The sequence below is a fragment of the Planococcus sp. SE5232 genome (genome assembly GCF_050686535.1).
Taxonomy (GTDB): Bacteria; Bacillota; Bacilli; order Bacillales_A; family Planococcaceae; genus Planococcus.
The window spans coordinates 929,825-950,209 of the sequence record NZ_JBOGCP010000001.1; the positions used below are offsets into that span (position 1 = coordinate 929,825).

Below are 20,385 nucleotides of genomic sequence, written 5' to 3' on the forward strand. Positions count from 1 at the left end.
ATTATTTACGAAATTTTAATAAAACGCTTACAATTTTCTTGTATACTTATTTCGTAACTCATAATATTTTAGGGGAGTGGAGCTTTTGACGAGAAACACGTTCGTGAAGATCTTATTGAGCTTAGTACTGGCCTTATCCGCGATGCTGCCATATTTGGCAACTCCGGCAAACGCCGCAGAACCGATTACGGTTGCTGACGCGATCGCGAACAACACAGGTACTGCCACTGTGAAAGGCTTTGTGGTGGGAACTGCCAGTAGCGGTACCAACTACGACCAGGAAGCGCCATTTACATCGGCAACAAATTTGGGTCTTGCCGATTCTCCGGATGAAACCGATCCGACGAAAATCCTTCCGGTGCAATTGCCGACAGGATCGATTCGCGCAGGCTTGAACTTGGTCGACAACCCGGCCAATTTTAAAGCGGAAGTTACCATTACAGGCTCACTTGAAGCTTATTTTTCAGTGCCCGGCCTTAAATCTCCAACGGCCTACACGATCATTTCGGAAGGCGAAGCACCACCTGAGCCGACTGCTGTCGATACATTGGCAGAAGCACGCACAATGCCAGGTGAACTGATTCAGGTTGACGCAATCGTGACAACCGAAACAGGCTTCTGGGGCGGCAATGCATTCTACGTCCAGGATGAGACAGCCGGAATCTACGTCTACACATCGAGCGCAACTGTGGCGCCGGGCGATGCGGTCCGTTTGACGGGAACCGTTTCCGAATACAGCGGCGAACTGCAGCTGCAGCCCACTACCATAGAAATTCTTTCTTCCGGCAATGAGTTGCCGGCAGTGCAGACCGTTACGCCAGCCGGTGTCGCTGAAGACACGCAAAGCGAACGCATCGAACTGCAGAACGTTACCATCACAGGATTAAAATCCGTAAACGAGTACGGTACGTTCGAGTTTTCAGCAGTTGCTGAAAACGGCGAAGCGGTGACCATCCGCAACGATAACCGCAACGGACTGGCTTTTGAACAATTTACGCAACAATATAAAGAAGGCGATTTGATCCACGTCACTGGAATCGCTTCGAAATACAATGATACCTACCAGGTGAAGACGCTTGGTTTTGAAAGCTTTGACCTAGTCAACAAACCGGCAGTATACGCTGATGTTTTCCCAGGTGTCGTTTCTGAAGGCACTGAAATCACATTGGCTTCGGGCTGGGAAAATGCAACTATTTATTATACGCTTGACGGCTCAGCTCCAACTGCCGACAGCACCGAATACACAGCACCCATCGTTTTGACAAAAGACACAGCGATCAAGGCCATTGCGATTGCTGACGAAACGTCTGAGGTATTTACATTCGACTACACGGTCCTGAAAACCACAGACCTGAAAATCCGTGACATCCAAAGCGGAAACCATTACTCCGAGTATGACGGCGCAGTGGTGAATGAAATCACAGGCGTCATCACACATTTCTACAATGGAGCGAACTTTGTCATCCAAGATCCGAACGGAGACGATGACTGGACGACTTCAGAAGCAATCATGGTCAACAAAGCAAGCGCCAGCAGTTCTTTCCAAGTTGGCGATGTCGTCACAGTAGCCGGAACGGTTGAAGAACATTTCTATAAAGGCTATTCCGACATGAGAGATAACGACCTTCCGGTGACACGCATCCGCTCAACGGACGTGGTAAAGGACGGAACAGCTGAACTTCCTGAAGCTTTGATTATCGGTGAAGATGTCTACCCACCGACCCAGAACATCGACGATGATGGATTGACTCAATTCAATCCAGAAGAAGATGGCATTGACTTCTGGGAATCGCTTGAACTTATGCGTGTTGAGGTAGCTGACGCACAAATCGTCGGTCCGCAGGATTACGGCGAAGTGTTTGTCGTATCGAAAAAGGCCACCAACAACGAGTTCCACAAACAAGGCGGGATCTTGCTTGCGGAAGACGATTACAACCCTGAACGCATCACCGTTACCACAGGTGAAAACATCGTTGCCAAAGCAGGCGACACATTTGCAGAAAATCCAGTTGGCGTTCTGGGCTACGGCTTCGGCAACTACCAGATCTGGACGGAGGAAAGCGAGCTTCCAGCAATCGTGGATGGCGGCACCACTCCGGAAGAAACGTGGATTGAAAACAAAGAAGACGAACTGACCGTAGCGGCTTATAATGTAGAGAACTTCTCTGCAGATCCAAGCCACACATCTGATGCAAAAGCACAGCGCATCGCAGAGTCGTTCGTGAATGACCTGAACTCACCGGACGTCATCGTCATGGTGGAAGTACAGGACAGTGACGGCCCGATTGCATCAAACAACAGTGACGCAACAGCAAGTTACGAACGGTTGATCAATGATATCGAAACAGCAGGCGGCCCGACTTATGCCTGGACAGACATCGCACCTGAATACAACCAGGACGGCGGGCAGCCGGGCGGGAATATCCGCGTCGGCTACCTGTACAATCCTGAACGCGTTACACTTTCTGAAGGAACAAAAGGCACGGCAACGGAAGACAACTCATGGGTGGACGGCGAACTTGCCTTGAACCCTGGACGCGTCCAGCCGATCCCGATGCCGAATACACGCAAACCGATCGCTGCACAATTCGAATTCCAAGGTGAGCAAGTCGTGGTCATCGGCGCCCACTTGAACTCAAAAGGCGGAGACCAGCCATTATTCGGCCAGAATCAGCCGCCATTCCTTGGCTCTGTAGAAGAGCGCATCGAGCTGGCAGCAGCCATCAACGGCTTTATCCAGGAAGGTCTGGAGCAAGATCCGGATTTGAACGTCATCGTTGCAGGCGATATGAACGATTTTGAGTTCACACCGGCAATGGACGCATTGAAAGGCGAGATTCTGACGAATAAAGTCGAGGATGTGCCGCTTGAAGACCGCTTCTCTTATTACTACCAGGGCAATTCACAGGTCCTGGATCACCTATTGGTCACCAATAATTTAGCAGACCGCACTAAATTGGACATGGTCCACATCAACGCCATGTTCATGGAAGAGCACGGCCGCGCATCGGATCACGATCCATTGCTGGCACAGATTGCATTTGAAGCAGAAGCAGCACCAGTACCAGGTGAGCAACAGGCAGATCCTGATTTATCCGGAGACCAGGCAGTCATCACAGCTGGCGAACCGGATGAAAACGGTGAACTTGCCATCACGTTCTCTGAAGGCACGGTAGCTGAATTGCTGGAAAGCGGAAAAGACCTGCTGATCAATATGCCGACAGCGGACTTGACGCTATCAGCCGAAAACCTTCAGCAACTTGCAGCAGCGGCAGGCGAAGGATTTGTGTTGGAAGTGGCAGTTGACGACGCACCAGAAGTCGACAAACGCCCAACCTTGACCGATCAAATCGACCTGACCCTGACTGACGCAGCGGGCAACGAGCTGCCATTGAACTTCACCTCACCGGTCACACTGGCATTCGATACAACAAACGACATCAAAGTCCAGTTCGGTGCGCGTGAAGACGCCAAAGGCAAATGGAAAATCATCCAGGGCCAACTCGGCGACAATGTATTCACCCTCAGCATCAACGAACTGGGGAACTACACCGTCGTGACGAATAAAGGCCAGGCGAAGAAAAAATAATCTATGCAGAAGCAGCCAAACCCGAGCGATCGGGTTTGGCTGTTTTTTTTTGTGTAGTGGTGACTTAGTCGGTCCTATAAATCGCTCTGGTGCTCTGGAGAGGACTCCCACGATAAGCCGGGCCGCGCTTTGCTTGCCAGTCTTTTCGCTCCGTCCACTCCTGGGACGCGCCTTTGCTGGGAAGGGTTAAATTGTTTGAGAATTGTGTGGGTGCCTGGCACGTACACAATTTCTTTTTGCCCACAAGACCTTTTCGACACAAGTTGTTATAATGAACACAAATCAACTGAGAAAAAAACAGAAGTGGGGGAAACAGATGAACAGACGTGACAACGATGGAAAGCAAAGCTTCTACAAAGGGGTCATGCAGATGCTGCTTGTTATGGCCGTGCTGCTTTTTGGAGTGGGTGCCTGCCAATCCCCAGTTTCAGACAACCCGCCTGCAGAAGAGGAAATCGAGCCCGCTGCGGAAGGCGACAAAACAGGTGACGTGGCGGATGAACAAAGCCAGGCATCGATGATCGCCAACGCCAAAACCCATGTCTATACTCTGTACACCGACCTTGAGCAAGGTTCAGGCTTTCTGATCAACACTGAAGGCGACATCCTGACCAATGCCCACGTTGTGCTGGATGCGTCCTATATCACTGTTAAAAACAGCGACGGCCAGGAATTCAATGGCCACATCATCGGCATGTCCGAAACCCAGGACCTGGCCATCGTCCGTGTTGACGAGTTGGCCGGCAAAGAGCCATTGGAAATTGAAATGGAGCCGGTGGACATTGGCACACCCGTTGTTGCCATCGGCAGCCCCAATGACGAAAGCAACACAGCGACCACCGGTGAAATCACCGCAACCGACCTCGACTTTCTGGACCAATATGAATACACCGGCCTCTACGAGATGACCGCAGAAATCGCCCGGGGCTCCAGCGGCGGACCGCTGATCGCGGCCGACACCGGAAAAATCCTTGGCATCAACTCGATCATCCTTGAGGAAAAACAGGGAACCGGCTACACCATCCCGCTGTACAGCGTCTGGGATCAGTTGACCGAATGGGTCGACAACCCGGTTCTTCCTGAGGAAGAGGAAATCGTGCTGCAGGATGTCAAAGATGCCTATTTTGCTGATGAACTGCTGGAAGACTTTATTGCTGCTTATTATGAATTGATTCCGTATTCGCTGAACGATGCCGAATCTTCCTACTATCTGTCCTATATCCTGCCAGGCAGCGAAGCGGAACAGGAAGCGACAGAGCTGATTGAGGCGTTTGCCGAATCGGGTCGTGTTTATGACACCGTCCAGCCGACTATCACCAGCATTGACATCAATGAAGACAATGCCATCGTGGAGGCCGAAGCCGACTTCACCTACCACGAAAAAGCGAGCGGTGAATCGTCGACGGTGTCCCACGAAGGCGTCTATTCGGTGGTGATCGACGAGTACGGCGATTACCAGATCGATGATATTGTGAATGAATAAAGAGTAGACTCAGATGTGAGTCTGCTCTTTTATGTGTTTTAGTGGGTTCTATAAGCCGCTTCGGTGTGGTAGCTTTTGGCGGGTTTCTGTAAGTCGCTTCGGTGCTCTGGAATGGACTCCCGCGATAAGCCAAGCAGCTGAAGTACGCTGCTAGTCTTATCGCTCCGTCCACTCCTGCACGCACCTGCCGCTAGGTGTCGGAGAATACGCAGCAAACTTATTTATGTGTGGGGGTGGAAAGTTAGCGTGTGGTTCTGGAATCACTCGGCAGCGGTGGTGCACGCGCCTTCGCTTTGAAAATCACCTTTTCAGGAGTTCTACAAGACCTATCGAGGTTTCTACCTCACCAGTATGCTTCTCTACATGAAAGTTTTAACTCCTTACACAATTTTCACAAGAAAGATCACATCTTGTGTGTGAAGGAAGCCATATCAAAAAAGTCACTCCCTATTCCTGGTTGTACGCGACGCGAACAGCTTCCATCCAGTGGCTTGAACTTTGTAAAAAAACGTCGAATTGAGGTAAGGATGGAGATTGTTCAGGTAAAGGAGCAAAAAGTTTAGGTATAGATCTTGAGTGTTCTTGTAGCTGCTTCAATCATTCATGTAGAAGCCTTAAACATTCAGCTAGGACTCAAGCCGACTCCCCAAACTTCATTCTCACAACCAGCTACCATAAAACCTATACCCCAGTTCAAACCACAAAATGATGCAGAAACAAACGTTTCTGCGAAAACCCTCTATAGTCAGCCCGCTGCCTATACTTTTCGCACTCCTCCGATAAAGAGTGACGCTAATTCCTTATCTCTCAAAAAATAGAAGAAAGAGCGGAAGGTGGCGAAGGGCAAAGATATGCTCCTGCATCGCTGCGCTAGCTTCGTCGCAAAGGTATTGACCGAACTACCTTCGGCCAATACCTTTCCTGGGGGAAGCAGCGAAGCGACGAAGTGCCGAAATCCACTCGGGTGTTAAGCCCGAGTGGATTTCGGCGCAAGCCCCCCGGAAAGCGTCCGCCTGGAGCGACTTCTTCAAGCCTGGGCATCCTGCATTGGTATTACTCCAGCAACATTAAAGATTCCCAAATTAAAAAGGGGACCGGCGAAGGCCTGCTATTAGCAGGTCTTCGGGTCACCCTTTGGAATACCTATTTGATTAGAAGCGCTTGTAGCTATGGAATTTCTTGCCCCAGTAAGGATCATCCATGCTCTTGACTTCGGCTTTCGCTCCGCCAGAATGGATGAACTGGTTGTTGCCGATGTAAATCCCAACGTGTGAGATCCCAGCGCGGTACGTGTTAGCGAAGAATACCAAATCGCCTGGTTGCGGGCTGCTGACTGCATAAGTCTCAGCGTATTGTGACAGTGTCGTGCGTGATACGTTTTTGCCTGCTTTTTTGTAAGCGTATTGAACAAATCCACTGCAATCAAATCCAGAAGGCGTCGTGCCGCCAAATTTGTATGGGATGCCTTTAAGTGACAATGCTGCTGAAACGACTGATGAAGATGAAGTTGAAACAGAAGCTTTCTTGACAGTAGCGGAAGAAAGCAGTGTGCTTAATACCCATCCTGATTTGCCGTTGACTTTCACTTTGTACCAAGTCGATTTGCCGACTTTCTTTTGGTGAGTAGCTGTAGCGATTGCGCCTTTTTTAGCGACTGTTACCACTTTGTATTTTGTTCCTGCATCTGCGCGAACATTTGTGTTGTATTTCATTTTGAATGTACCTGATTTGGCAGTTGCTTTGCTTGCGGCAACTTGCTCCACTGTAGATTCAGAAGTTTCATATGATGAAGTAGCGACATTTTGAGTAGTTGTTGCTGCTTGTACGTCCGTGGTTGAGTTAGCAAATAGCAATGATCCGGCTGCGAGTAAAGTAAAGACTAGTTTTTTCATTGTTGTTGGTTCCTCCAAAAAGTTTTTTTATTATCCAAGAATATGAATTAATAATATTTTGCTCTGCCATTTACTATATAGAGAGAACAACTTAAAAACAACGTCAATTCAATTGCAGTTATATTACAGTTGTATAACAAAGAGAATTTGGCCCTCAAAACCCTTTAATAGCAGGGTTTTGGAAGTCAATAAAATACGGAGAAAAGGTTTATTTCTTTAGAAAATGGGTTTCTGATCTTTAAAATAGTGTATTTGTTACAAAAAATCTCCTAATAAATACAAAATTAAAAATCCTACCAGCTTTATTTTAGCTATGCAAAGTGAAAAAATGACAAAATGATGATAGACTGCTTGTTGAAAAAATGTATAAGATAAACACACTCATTTTTTTATTAAAAAAATAATATACTATCTAAATTATTCAAAAACTTTGGTTGCAATAACATCTGTTCGTCCAATTTTGACAGAAAACCGTAAACTTCTTACAATTGAATAAATTAGAAAATTCTGAAATGAGGGGAAGCCGATGAAAAAAATCCTTTCCATCGACGGTGGAGGTGTCCGCGGCATCATTCCGGCAATGGTGCTGGCAGAAATCGAAGAACAGACCGGAAAACCGATTGCGGAGCTGTTTGACTTGGTGGTCGGCGCGTCGACCGGAGGGATTTTGGCACTTGGACTGGTTGCGCCGGACAGGTTGGCTCCCACAAAGCCTCGCTATTCAGCCGAGCAGTTTCTCGGATTTTATTTAGAGGAATCCCATGCCATTTTCGATAAATCACTGTTCTACAAAATCACCCGTGGCCTTTTCGCACGGCGCTACCACGCCCGTGCGCTTGAGAAGGCATTGAAGACATACTTTGGTCCGACCATGCTTTCTGAAGCCATAAAGGCTGTCGTTGTGCCCAGCTATGAAATCCATGGGCGCTTTACGGCTTTTTTCAAGAGCCGGGACGTAACCGAAAAGAAAATCGAAAGGGATGTATTGATGCGGGATGTCGCACGCGCCGGCTCGGCAGCACCGACGTATTTTGTGCCGAAAAAGATCAAAGCCTATCCGGACGCGACGTTTATCGACGGCGGCGTCTTCGCCAACAACCCAGCCATGTGCGCCTATGCGGAAGCAAAGGAAATCTTTCCGGATGACGAGGATTTGCTGATTGTTTCCCTCGGTACGGGGAATCCGCAGCTGACCATCGAATTCGGCGACTTCCGAAACTGGGGCCTGCTCGGTTGGGCGCGTCCGCTCTGGTATATCCTGATGGACGGCAGCTCCGACGTGGTGCATCACCAGCTGAATTACGTCCTGCCGGAAAGGGAAGAGGCGAAACGCTATTACCGTTTCCAAATCGAGTTGGAAGAACCAGGTACGGAGAAACTGGACGACGGCTCGGAAGAGAACCTCAACGCCTTGGTCGAGCTCGGCCAGGAGCTGCTCAATACGAACCGCGACGACATCCGCAAATTGTGCCAGCAGTTATTGGAATAAAACCTTTGTCATATAGATGTAATGAATTCGTAGTGGTTCAAATCGGTGGGACAGGCTAAAATGATAGAGGGATTTAAAGTAAGGATGTTTAAAAGCGGAGTGGGGAAAGAAATCGCTCCAGGTGGACAAGACATTGGCCGAAGAGAGTTCGGCCAATGTCTTTGCGACTCGTATACTTAGAACATCTGCCGCCTTCCACTCTTTCTTCTATAGGTTGTAGAGGTGATATGAGAATGAGCTTCTCTTGCTCTTTGTAATAAACAGTAATTATCAATCTTTACCACAACATCATACATACATAGAAGGAGTTGCCCACATGGCCAGAAGATATGACTATATGGATTGGCTGCGGGTCTTGTCGATTTTCGTAGTCGTCGGCATTCATGTAGTTTCAAAAATCATCAACAGCACCACCACGGACGACTGGATCTGGCATTTCGCCAATGTTTTCGATGCCGGTCTGCGCTGGTGTGTGCCGATTTTCTTCATGCTCAGCGGCGCTTTGCTGCTGACGCGTGATAAAGAGGAAAGCGTCTGGCAATTTCTGCAGAAGCGGCTGTCGAAAGTCGTCATTCCGCTGATTTTCTGGAGCTTCGTCTACACGCTGTACAATATTTACGAGCTGGGCGAGTCGTATACCGCCTATGAAATCCTCGTACAGTTCCTGACTGACGACATCTATTACCACTTGTGGTTTCTCTACACCATCACCGGCCTCTACATCATGGCGCCTTTTCTGAAACTGCTGGTAGCTTACATGGACAAGAAAACCTTCCAGGCTTTTCTGTTGTTTTGGATCGTCTTTGCCAGCTTCCTGCCGTTTCTGCCGAAGTTCCTCGGCTTCGAAATTGCCTTGGATGCCGGATTGTTCCAACCGTATATCGGCTATTTCCTGCTCGGCGCCTATCTCGTGCTCTACCCGGTTCCGAAAAAATACCTGATGCCACTGGGCGTACTCGCTGTCATCAGCTATTTTGCGACGCTTTGGGGCACCTATTACTTGAACAACGGTTTGCCGGCGGGAGAGTTCGATGAGTTCTTCTACGAGCATTACCGCCCGAACAACTTGCTGATTACACTGTTCATCTTCATCGGATTCCAGCACATGGCGAACAAGATCAAGCCGAATGCCTTGATCACACGGATCAGCACCGCCACTTTCGGCATCTATGTCATCCATCCGCTTATCCAGATTTATTTGAATAAATTCTTCGGGCTCAACGAAACCACTTTCAACCCGATCCTCAGCGTTCCGCTTGTCTGGATTCTCATATTCACCCTCTCGTTTGCCATCATCCTGGCCATGCAGAAGCTGCCGGTGATCAACCGATTGGTGCCATAGCAAAAAACGAACAGTCTTCTATATAAGAAGGCTGTTTTTATTTTGGTATACAGATCGCTCTAGTGCCGGGCAGCGTTGGTTTGAATTGTGCGGGTGCCTGGCACCCGAACAATTCCCGCACAATTTGGGTTTCTATAAGTCACTCTGGTACTCTGGAATGGACTCCTGGGATAAGCCGAGCAGTGCTTTGCTGGGCGTACTTAGTTTGAGCGGTTTCTAAAAGTCGCTTCCGACGCTTTGGAGCGGGTTCCCACAATAAGCCAGGCAGCTGGAGAACGCTGCCCGTCTTATTGCTCCACCCACTCCGGGGACGCGCCGGTGCTTGGGTGTTGGGGGATATGCGGCAAGCCATGTTGGATGTGGTGGGGAAAGTGGGCGTGTGGTTCTGCAATCGCTCGACGAGGTGGTGCACGCGCCTTCGCTTGGAGTGAGGTTGCGGGAATACCTTTAATAGGATTCTATAAATCGCTTCGGACGCTTTGGAGTGGGTTCCCACAATAAGCCAAGCAGCTGGAGAACGCTGCCAGTCTTATTGCTCCACCCACTCCGGGGACACGCCTCAGCTGGGTGTGGGGATGACATCCCATCTTCTGGTTCTTGTCGAGAAGATAGATGGAGAGTGGTTCTGAAATCGCTCGGCAGCGATGGTGCACGCACCTTCGCTTGATGTGGGTGAAGTCTATAAATAGATTTGTGTTTTTAGAGGAAGAGTAGGGATCTCTACCTAACAATTATAAGTTTCTACTATAAGAAGGTGAGGATACTATCTCACTTTTTAACTTCTCTATATGAAAGATTTCCTTTCCTACACGAATTTCATGAGGGAAATTACATCCTGTATATGGACAATACCTGATCAGAAAATGTCACTCCCTATCCCCGGCTGTTCGCCACGCGAACAGCTTCCATTCAGGTGCTTGAACTTTGTAAAAAACATCGAATTGAGGTAAAGATGAAGATTGTTTATGTAAAGGAGCAAAAATTTCAGTTATAGATATGAAAATTTCAGGTAGCCGCTCCAATTGTTCATGTAGAAGCCACGAACATTCAGGTAGAACCCCAAGTAGCCACCAATAAAGAAATCTCCAGTTCAACACACAAAATGATGCAGAAACAAACGTTTCTGCGCAAGTCCCACACCTGTTCGTGATCAGCTCGATGCCTATGCTTTCCGCATTCCTCCGATAAAGAGTGACGCCTCACTCCTTATCTCCCAAAAAACTAGAAGAAAGAGCGGAAGGTGGCGACTCCTGGGGGAACCAGTGAAGTGCCGAAATCCACTCGGGCGTTAAGCCCGAGTTAGTTCGGCGCGAGCCCCCCGGCAGCTGGCACCGCGACGTCCTGTCGCGCCAGCTGCATGACCCGCATCCTGCGGGCCCGAAAGCGTCCACCTGGAGCGACTTCTTCCCCCTGAAGTCAGCTCCCCCAGATATTAGTATAAATTACTCTTTTCTAGTATGAATTTAAGCGAAAGCCCTTTTCATCTCTGCTGGAAGTGAGTACAATACAAGTAATCAAACAATGGACACAATTGGCTTTGACGCTTCTTTCTCCATCTTATATACTGATATTGGTATTAGAACTTATATCTCTGTTAAATATTTCTTATATTTTTGGAAAATTCTACTAAAATAATTCAAGATAGCAAAGGGGTTTTTTTATTGAAACTACTGTATAGCACGTTGAGCGCTTTACTTCTGGTTACGGGTTTGGGGCAATTAACGGCTTCAGCGGATGACAATCAGGAAAAACGGATGATTATCGTCTATGAGGAAGAGCAAAAGAGCTTTTCAATCGCTGAAAAGACCGAAAATTTCGGCGGCTCTGAGGTAGAGGCCTATGAGGAAGTATCGATTGTATCTGCGGAAATGACGGAAGCGGAAGCTGCGAAGCTTTTGGCCGATCCTTCCGTCAAAGCGATTGAAGAAGATATCGTCTTTTCTCTTAGTGCTCAATCGGAAGGCTGGGGAATTCCGCAGATCAAAGCAGCTGCGGCTTGGAATTCCGGATTTACAGGAAAAGGCGTGAAAGTCGCCGTCATCGATTCGGGGATCACCAGACATGAAGATTTGGTCATCGCCGGTGGCTATTCCGCTATCGATGGCATGACTTCCTATGCGGACGATCAAGGGCATGGAACGCATGTCGCTGGAATCATCGGTGCCAAAAATAACAGCATCGGCTTAAAAGGTGTGGCACACGAAGCGAGCCTGTACGCCGTCAAAGCATTTGACAGCAAAGGCGACGCCTATTTATCCGATTTGATTGAAAGCGTCAACTGGGCGATAACCAATAATATGGACATCATCAACTTGAGTGGCGGTTCGCCGGAAGATTCCACCGTCTTTAAGGAAGTTTTCGACAAAGCTTATGCCAGAGGAATATTGATCGTAGCAGCAGCCGGCAATGTCGGCACCAATACGGGGATAGGCGATAATGTCGAGTATCCGGCACGCTATCCATCCGTCATTGCGGTGGGTGCATTAGGGCAAAACTTGCTTCGCGCACCATTTTCGTCGACAGGACCTGCGGTTGAAGTGGTGGCGCCTGGGCTGAACATCTACAGCACATTGCCGAGTAACCGCTACAGCCTGATGTCCGGTACCTCTATGGCGACGCCGTACGTGGCTGGCCAATTGGCTTTGATGAAGCAGGCGTACCCAAAATTGACGAACAAGGAATTGCGGGCCGTGATGGCGCAGGAAGCGAAAGACTTGGGCAAAGCTGGCAGAGATCCCCTCTACGGCCATGGATTGATTCAAATTTCTTCCTATAAAGCACCGCGAATTTCTGAAGTGGGCAATCCACTTCTGACACTGGCTTTCGATAAAGCGTCGATCACCAGCGCAGTCGGCAAATCGGTTCAACTGGTTGTGACGGCGAGCTATACGAACGGCGAAGCCATCGATGCGGCCCAAACCGCACAATGGGTTTCATCAAATCCGGCAGTAGCCACCGTCTCTAAAGGAAAAGTGACGATGAAAGCAGTTGGGAGCACCACCGTCACTGCAACTTTAGGAAATAAAACCGCTTCATTGAAAATAACCGTTCCACAAACTGCGGATCTTTTCACAGATGTCTCTGCTGCCTATTTTCCTTCAGTCGACTACCTGGTGAAAAGAGGGGTCACCAATGGTGAAAGCTCCACACGGTTTGGCGTTCAAAACGACATCCTTCGTGTAGACGCCGCCATCTGGCTGGCAAAAGAACTTGGTTTGAACCTGGCCGCTGCGCCAGCATCCGGATTCACCGATGTCCCGGCCCGTGCCGTGCCGTCAGTGAACGCATTAAAACACGCGGGCTACATCAGCGGCAAGACGAAAACGACCTTCGGGGCAACCCAAAAGCTGACGCGGGGCGAAATCGCCTTGATTCTGAAAAACGGCTATAAGCTTCAGCCGAACGGTGAGAAATTGCCGTTTACCGACGTATCCTCCCGTTACGAAGAAGCGGTCAATGCGCTGGCCACCAATAAAATCACCAACGGCATCAGCGCTACACAATTCGGCGTCGTCAACAATGTAAAACGCGGCGAATTGGCCATCTTCATCTATCGACTGGCTTCAATGTAAAGCGCGGACTGTCTTCATTTTCATTTCCATAAAACTGCATATCCCTTCCGAAACCCGTCTGCCTCTGGCATGACGGGTTTTCTCATCGATTCAATATGTATCATTTTGTAATAAATGTAACATAAAAGTAATGTTATTTTGATTAGCGTTTGGTCGCTTAAGCCGTGAATTATGGTAAATTTAAACTGTCTTTTAGTTTGAAAATTCCATTATTTTGACGAGGGGGAGAAAAATTGGGGAAGATACGTTCAATTTTATTGATGGCATTGGTGTTTCTGGTAGCTTTTGGAACTGTCTCGGCAGGCTTGCCAGGCGTTTCAGCTGCGCCGAATAAAGCAGCTGGGGCTGGCCAGGAGCTGCAGCTGAAAAAGCCGGCAGTGAAGATTCCGGAAACGCTTGAAAATCCGAAAAATCCGAACAAACAAGTGCGGATCATCGTGGAACTCGCAAGCGAACCGGCAATCGAAAACGCGACACGCAAAGGCGTGCTCTACAAAAATCTGCCAGCGTCCCAGAAAGAAACCTTGGAAGCGGCAGTCAGTTCTGAACAAAATTCAGTTCAGTCATCCATCTTGAAACTGGCACCCGGCATTACATACCTAGAAAATTTCACGACGGTCTTCAATGGCTTCTCGGCTGAAGTGGAAGCCGGAAAAGTCAAAGACATCGCTTCTCAAAGCGGCGTCAAAGCTGTCTACGAATCAACCGAATACCAACGTCCGGAAATCAAACCGGAAATGAAATACTCCAAAGAACTTGTTCAGGCGCAACAAGTCTGGAACGATTACGACTATAAAGGCGAAGGCATGGTCGTCGGCGTCATCGATACCGGCATCGACCCGAGCCACAAAGACATGGTCTTGAGCGATGACGTTTCAGGTGACATCACCAAAGCCGATGTCGGCGCGCTATTGGGCGATGGCTCAGTGGAAAATGGCCAGTATTTCACGCCTAAAGTGCCGTTCGGCTACAATTACATGGACGGCAAGAATGAAATCCTGGACCTCGGACCGGAAGCTTCGATGCATGGCATGCACGTAGCCGGCACAGTGGGAGCCAACGGCAATGAAGAAAACGGCGGTATCAAGGGCGTAGCTCCGGAAGCGCAATTGCTTGCGCTGAAAGTGTTCGGCAATGATCCGTTGTATCCATCGACTTACGGCGATATCTACATTAAAGCCATCGATGATTCCATCAAATTGGGGGCGGATGTCATCAATATGTCATTGGGCTCCGTTTCCGGATTTGTGGATTCCTCGAACCCTGAACAACAGGCGGTTGAACGCGCCACAAACAGCGGCATCCTGGTATCCATTTCAGCCGGAAACTCGGATATGCTGGGATCGGGTTATTTCTATCCCTATGCTGAAAACCAGGATTACGGCTTGACCGGCTCGCCAAGTGTTTCATTCGACTCGTTTGGTGTCGCATCTTTTGAAAACGACATGATCACGGCCATGAGCTTTGCGTACCAGGCGGACGGGGAAGAAGCCGGGCGCGCCATGTACCTATTGGCGAACGACAAAGATCCACGCGATTTGCCGGAAGCTTCCTATGAAGTGGCGGATGCGGGACTGGGTATGGCCGCTGACTTTGCAGGAAAAGATTTCACCGGTAAATTCGCACTGATTTCACGCGGTGGCAATCCGTTCGTGGAAAAAGCGATCAACGCACAAACTGCAGGAGCGACCGGTGTCATCATCTACAACAACACGTCAGGCACCATCAATATGGCGTCCGATCCATCCATCACGATTCCTTATATGTCAGCCCTTCAGGCGGACGGTGTGGCTATGAAAGCATTGATCGACGCCGGCCAGAGGGTGACGGTTTTGTTTGACGGAGAATACCTGGAAACCCAAAGTCCGACAGCTGGACAGATGAGTGATTTTACTTCATGGGGACCAACACCGAACCTGGATTTCAAACCGGAAATCACAGCGCCGGGCGGCAATATCTTCTCGACATTGAACAACGATGAATACGGCTTGATGAGCGGAACGTCGATGGCAGCACCGCATGTTTCAGGCGGTACGGCTTTGATCTTCCAACGCATCGAGGAATTGGGGCTCGACGGCAAGGAACGTGTTCAATTCGCCAAGAACCTGATGATGAATACAGCGAATCCCATAGAATTGATCGCTGGGGAATTCGTTTCACCGCGCCGCCAGGGAGCAGGCTTGATGCAATTGCATGATGCCTTGTCGACTGACGTGACGGTGACCGAAAAAGCGACAGGCGAAGGGAAAGTGGCATTAAAAGAAATCAAAGACAACAAATTCACGTTCACAGTGACGGCACAGAATTTCTCGGATGAGCCGGCAAATTATAACGTAGCTGTCAATGTCCAGACGGATAAAGCCTTAACGGCGAGCGGCGTCCAGGTGACGGCACCGAACATCGCAGGATCAAATGTCGTCACGGAACAAGTGGCGATTGATGTGCCGAAAACAGTGACGGTTCCGGCTAACGGCAGCCAGGACATTACCGTCGCAGTCGATGTGTCCGCACTGGAAAACGATGCGGCTTATCAAGCATTCACCAACGGCTTTTTCGTAGACGGCTTCCTGACCTTGACGGATGCCAACGAAGAAGTGACGGGCAATACGGAATTGGTCGTTCCATACTTCGGCTTTAACGGCGGATGGGATGATGCGAATATCTTCGATTACTTCGCATGGGATCCAGCCACGTATTACGGAATGACCTTCTTGGTGGATGAAAACGGCGAGACCATCACAGGCGGAACGCATCAGCCGGACTTTGTGCCGGAACGATTCGCGTTTTCCCCGAATGGCGATGGCCTGAAAGACCAGGTAATTCCAGTGTATTCATTGCTGCGGAACGCCAAGGACTTTGAAGTGAACGTGCTGGATGCAGCGGGCAACACCTTGCGGGCCATCCGGACAGAAGACGAATTGGTGAAGAACTATTCAGCCGATGAGTCGTATAACTTCAATCCGGCCAATGGCTGGGATGGAAAAGTACTTGAAAAAGCCGTAGCGGACGGCGATTACCAAATTCAATTGCGCGCAGTGATCGATTATGAAAATGCGGAATGGCAGACAATTGAATTCCCGGTGAAAGTCGATACCGTAGCACCCGTTGCAGCAGCAAGCTTCAACGCAGCGGCCAAACTGGTGGAAGTGGCAAGCTTCAACGACAACCCAGAAGGCTCTGGCCCAGATCGCTGGGAAGTCTTCCTGAACGACAAAGAACTGACGGAAAATGCGGCGACGCCTGCAGACGAGTCATTGGCGCCTGACGTCACGAGCTTTGCGGTAACGGAAGAGCTGAAAGCAGGCGACAAACTGACAGCAGTATTCTACGATACGGCCGGCAACCAACAAGTGGTCGACCTATCGACGGCAACACCTGAAACCGTCAAACCGGTCATCTATATCGACAAGCCGGATGTCCTGTCAGTGCACAAAACCAAAGAAGTGGCCGTCGCTGGACGCGTGGAAGACGATTCGAAAATCGTTTCCCTGACAGTCAACGGCGAGCCGGCAGCTGAATTTGACGGCAAGACCTTCAGCCACAAGCTGACCTTGGCGGATGGCTCCCATTACGTCAAAGTCAAAGCCATCGACGAATTCGGCAACGAGATGGAAATTCGCCGCCAAGTGCTGGTCGACACCACTCCAGCGGTCATCACCTTGACAGACGTGCCGAAAACAATCGGCCTTGACCAGGACGAAGTGGAAATCACTTTCAACGTCAAAGACAATTTCGACGAAATCCGCGCGTATTACTTTGACAGCGAAATTTTCGCCCAAGACCTGACAGCCCCTTACCAACTGAAGAATTTCGACCAGGACATCACCACCACCGTGCCGGTACCGGCCGATGGAGCAAACGAAATCAAGCTGAAAGTCATCGATTTGGGTGGCCACGTAACAGAGGCCGTCTTCACCATCACGAAGGCAGCTCCAACCAAGCCAGGAAAACCGGACAAGCCGGGCAAGGGCAAACCCGACAAGCCTGAGAAACCAGGAAAAGGCAAACCCGATAAGCCAGGGAAGCCTGTTAAAAACTGAGTAGGAATGGAGTAAAAGCAGATCAAGAACAGATCTAGAGCGTGAGAATATCTCAATAGAAAAAGCCGGAAGCAGCTGCTTCCGGCTTTTTCTATTGAATTGTGTGGGAATTGTGCGGGTGCCAGGCACCGATTACTGTACTTTTATCAATTCTGACGAAATTTTACCATCGAGGCCGACGGTTTTAACCGTGCCGAACCCTTCGACCATATAATATTTATAGCCCGTATCGTGGTTAACGGAAGAATCATATGGAACTGTAACTTCGACTGCATTGGTAAAGGTTTTATAAGGTGTTTTGACAGTGACGTTGACTCCGGTAATTTTACTTACTGGTGCAAAAGGGTTGTCGATATTAAACACTTTTCCTTTTTTGATCGGATAAACCAATTCGGTTATATATTCAGAGAAAGGGAAGCCGATATTATACATATCATAGGTTTCGTCTTCCGTATAGAAAATATCTTCTACGTCTTCATTATAGTTTTCCCAAAGGAAACCGAGTGGTTCGCCATTAAGGTGTGAATCGTCCGTATAACGCGCATTCAGCACTGTGCCGTCAGCTGAGCGGTAGGAATAAACCTTTGTTTTATCACGCAAATAAGAATTTTCCATGTGAGTATCGTTCTTGAATACAGGTTCCAATCCGCGGGCAAGGAAAGCCGAGAACTGGCCGCGGGTCACGTTGGTTAACGGACGATAGGTTCTGTCGGGATAACCGGCGGTGATATTGTAGGAAACCAGTTGGTTAATCGGCTCGAATGCTTTCATATTCGCAGAGACATCCTTAAAGTCAGTGGCACCCCAAAGAGGCATCGTGAAAATATTCGACAGCAGGATTGCCATGTCTCCGCGGGTAATGGGTGCATCCGGACGGAAGGTCTTATCGGGATAACCATTCAAATAACCGGCTTCTTGTGCAGCAGCAATATAGCCGCTCGCTTTACTGGATCTACTGACGTCTTTAAAGCCAGTCGCTCTCTGCGTGCCATCCAAATCCTTCAATTGGCCGATCATGATTGCAGCTTCTGCGCGAGTGACGGTTTTGTCAGGACGGAACGTGCCATCCTCATATCCGGTAATGACTTTCTTGTCGACAAGATAATCGATCTCGTCATAGAAACGGTGGTTCTCAGGCAAGTCGGAAGCAGCCAAAGCAGGCGTGCCCATTAAACTGAACGCCAATACAGCACTACTCAGAATCAGTGTCTTTTTCAAAGTTATCCATCCTCTCGGGTATCTGAAATTTTCTACATGTACAGTATACCCATAAGAGTTACAAAAATGGGATAATTACCAATATTATTTTTGGAATTGTGTGAGAATTGTGTGGGTGCCTGGCACCCACACAATTCTCATACTATTTATCCCGATTAAGTTGAGATGCGCCACCGGAGTGAACGGAGCGATAAGACTGGCAAGCAGAGCGCTGCCCGGCTTATCGCGGGAGTCCACTCCAGAGCACCGAAGCGGCTTATAGAAACCTATTAAAGCTTTCATTGCTCAAATTGTATAGGTACTAGAAATCCACCCAAAACCCACACAATTCCTCATTCCATCCCTATCAGTTGATTTACTGTATCCCCTTGAGGATTATCCACGCGGATCCGCGCATGCCCTTCCGCGTAATAATGCTGGTAGCCATTGACCGTGACTTCCACAACATCCTCAAATGTTCCGTAATCGGTGGTGACCGTTTGGCCGACAGCTGTGACCGTGAAGACTTGATTGTTTTCATCTGTGAAGGAATCACCCAGCCGCACCGGATACTGAAGATCCAGCACATAAATATCCTGCGGGATGAATTGAAGGCCAAACGTGCGATGCGTTTCAATTTCCCCGTACAAAGCTTCGCCGGTGCCGATGTCCGAAACGACGGACCACATGAACCCGTACTCGCGGCCGCTCCGGTCAGGCACATAAGCATAGCTGTGGCGTTCGATTCCTTCAGGCGTCTGGTAGATATAGGTTTTTGTCTTGTCTTTCATAAATGAAACCGGAATCGCTGCTTTATTCTTGAAAGCAGGCTCAAGCCCACGCCCTAAAAATGCCGCAAACTGTCCGCGCGTCACGGATGCAGACGGACGGTAAGTATTGTCCGGATACCCGATGGTGATGTTGCCGGCCAAAATACGGGAAATGGCTTCATAAGCTCTCATATTTTGCGACACATCTGTGAAATCCACTTGTGCAGTGAGTCCAAGGCTGAAGAGGCGGTCGACGATGATGGCCATATCTCCGCGCGTAATCGCAGCATACGGACGGAAAGTGCCATCCGTAAAGCCGGAAACATAGCCGGCTTCTTCAGCCGAAGCAATATAGCCGCTTGCCCGTTGGTTGGCCGTTACATCCGGAAACTTCGTCTCGCGTTGAGTGCCATCCAAATCCTTCAGACGGCCAATCATAATCGCCGCTTCGGCACGGGTGACAACAGCATCCGGCCGGACCGTGCCATCCGGATAGCCGGTGATCACATCACGCTCCATCAGATAATTGATCTCTTCATAAAACGTATGCTGCTCAGACAAATCAGGAGCGGCCAAAGCAGGTGGCACAATCAGCAGCAGTGCCAAAAAGAACATCGCGACTTTTCCCATTTTCTTCATAGCTCTCATCCTTTCTAAAACTTTTTTTCGTATCCTTACCTGCATTTTAACAGGGGAGGAAGCCGATAACCATAAATAATACTGATTATTCTGATTAATTGGAGGCATTTGGATGGGGAAAGCTGGGATACTTTACGTCCGAGAAACCTAAAGAGAATTGTGTGCGTGCCAGGCACCCACACAATTCCCACACAATTTAACCGCTGCCGAGCGAGAGCGATTCCAAAACCACACATTCACTTCCCGCGCACCACCCACAGTAGACAGGTTGCATATCCCACAACATCAAGCGAAGGCGCGTCCCCGGAGTGGGTGGAGCAATAAGACTGGCAGTGTTTAGCTGCCTGGCTTATTGTGGGAACCCACTCCAAA

General features: G+C 49.1%; 9 protein-coding genes. 6 read left to right on the plus strand and 3 right to left on the minus strand.

Annotated features, from left to right (window positions below; translation table 11 throughout):
* The first annotated feature begins 76 nt into the window (after window positions 1–76).
* Window positions 77–3,589 (plus strand): DUF6359 domain-containing protein, encoded by a 3,513-nt coding sequence (locus tag ACRC6Q_RS04400; protein WP_431465885.1) that lies wholly within the window; start codon window positions 77–79, stop codon window positions 3,587–3,589.
* 316 nt (window positions 3,590–3,905) lie between these two features.
* On the plus strand, window positions 3,906–5,072 hold the full coding sequence (locus tag ACRC6Q_RS04405) for a trypsin-like peptidase domain-containing protein (RefSeq protein ID WP_431465886.1): 1,167 nt from the start codon (window positions 3,906–3,908) through the stop codon (window positions 5,070–5,072).
* A 1,151-nt stretch (window positions 5,073–6,223) separates the two neighbouring features.
* Here ACRC6Q_RS04405 and ACRC6Q_RS04410 read toward each other — a convergent pair.
* The gene (locus ACRC6Q_RS04410; protein WP_431465887.1) at window positions 6,224–6,964 is read right to left on the minus strand and encodes a C40 family peptidase; all 741 of its coding nucleotides are present in this window, start codon (window positions 6,962–6,964) and stop codon (window positions 6,224–6,226) included.
* Window positions 6,965–7,490: 526 nt separating this feature from the next.
* Between ACRC6Q_RS04410 and ACRC6Q_RS04415 the strand changes: the two genes are divergently transcribed.
* The 4 genes from ACRC6Q_RS04415 to ACRC6Q_RS04430 all read left to right on the plus strand — a co-directional run bounded on the left by ACRC6Q_RS04415 (window position 7,491) and on the right by ACRC6Q_RS04430 (window position 17,407).
* Window positions 7,491–8,453: a patatin-like phospholipase family protein gene (locus tag ACRC6Q_RS04415; protein WP_223634717.1), complete on the plus strand. Its 963-nt coding sequence runs from the start codon at window positions 7,491–7,493 to the stop codon at window positions 8,451–8,453.
* 316 nt (window positions 8,454–8,769) lie between these two features.
* The gene (locus ACRC6Q_RS04420; protein WP_223634715.1) at window positions 8,770–9,795 is read left to right on the plus strand and encodes an acyltransferase; all 1,026 of its coding nucleotides are present in this window, start codon (window positions 8,770–8,772) and stop codon (window positions 9,793–9,795) included.
* Between the two features lie 1,661 nt (window positions 9,796–11,456).
* Window positions 11,457–13,367 (plus strand): S8 family serine peptidase, encoded by a 1,911-nt coding sequence (locus tag ACRC6Q_RS04425; protein WP_431465888.1) that lies wholly within the window; start codon window positions 11,457–11,459, stop codon window positions 13,365–13,367.
* A 233-nt stretch (window positions 13,368–13,600) separates the two neighbouring features.
* Window positions 13,601–17,407 (plus strand): S8 family serine peptidase, encoded by a 3,807-nt coding sequence (locus ACRC6Q_RS04430; protein ID WP_431465889.1) that lies wholly within the window; start codon window positions 13,601–13,603, stop codon window positions 17,405–17,407.
* Between the two features lie 132 nt (window positions 17,408–17,539).
* Here ACRC6Q_RS04430 and ACRC6Q_RS04435 read toward each other — a convergent pair whose 3' ends face one another.
* Entirely contained in the window at window positions 17,540–18,625 is a 1,086-nt protein-coding gene (locus ACRC6Q_RS04435; RefSeq protein ID WP_431465890.1) for an S-layer homology domain-containing protein, read from the minus strand.
* A gap of 332 nt (window positions 18,626–18,957) precedes the next feature.
* Window positions 18,958–20,013, minus strand: coding sequence for an S-layer homology domain-containing protein (locus ACRC6Q_RS04440; protein WP_431465891.1), 1,056 nt, complete (start codon window positions 20,011–20,013; stop codon window positions 18,958–18,960).
* Window positions 20,014–20,385: the final 372 nt, after the last annotated feature.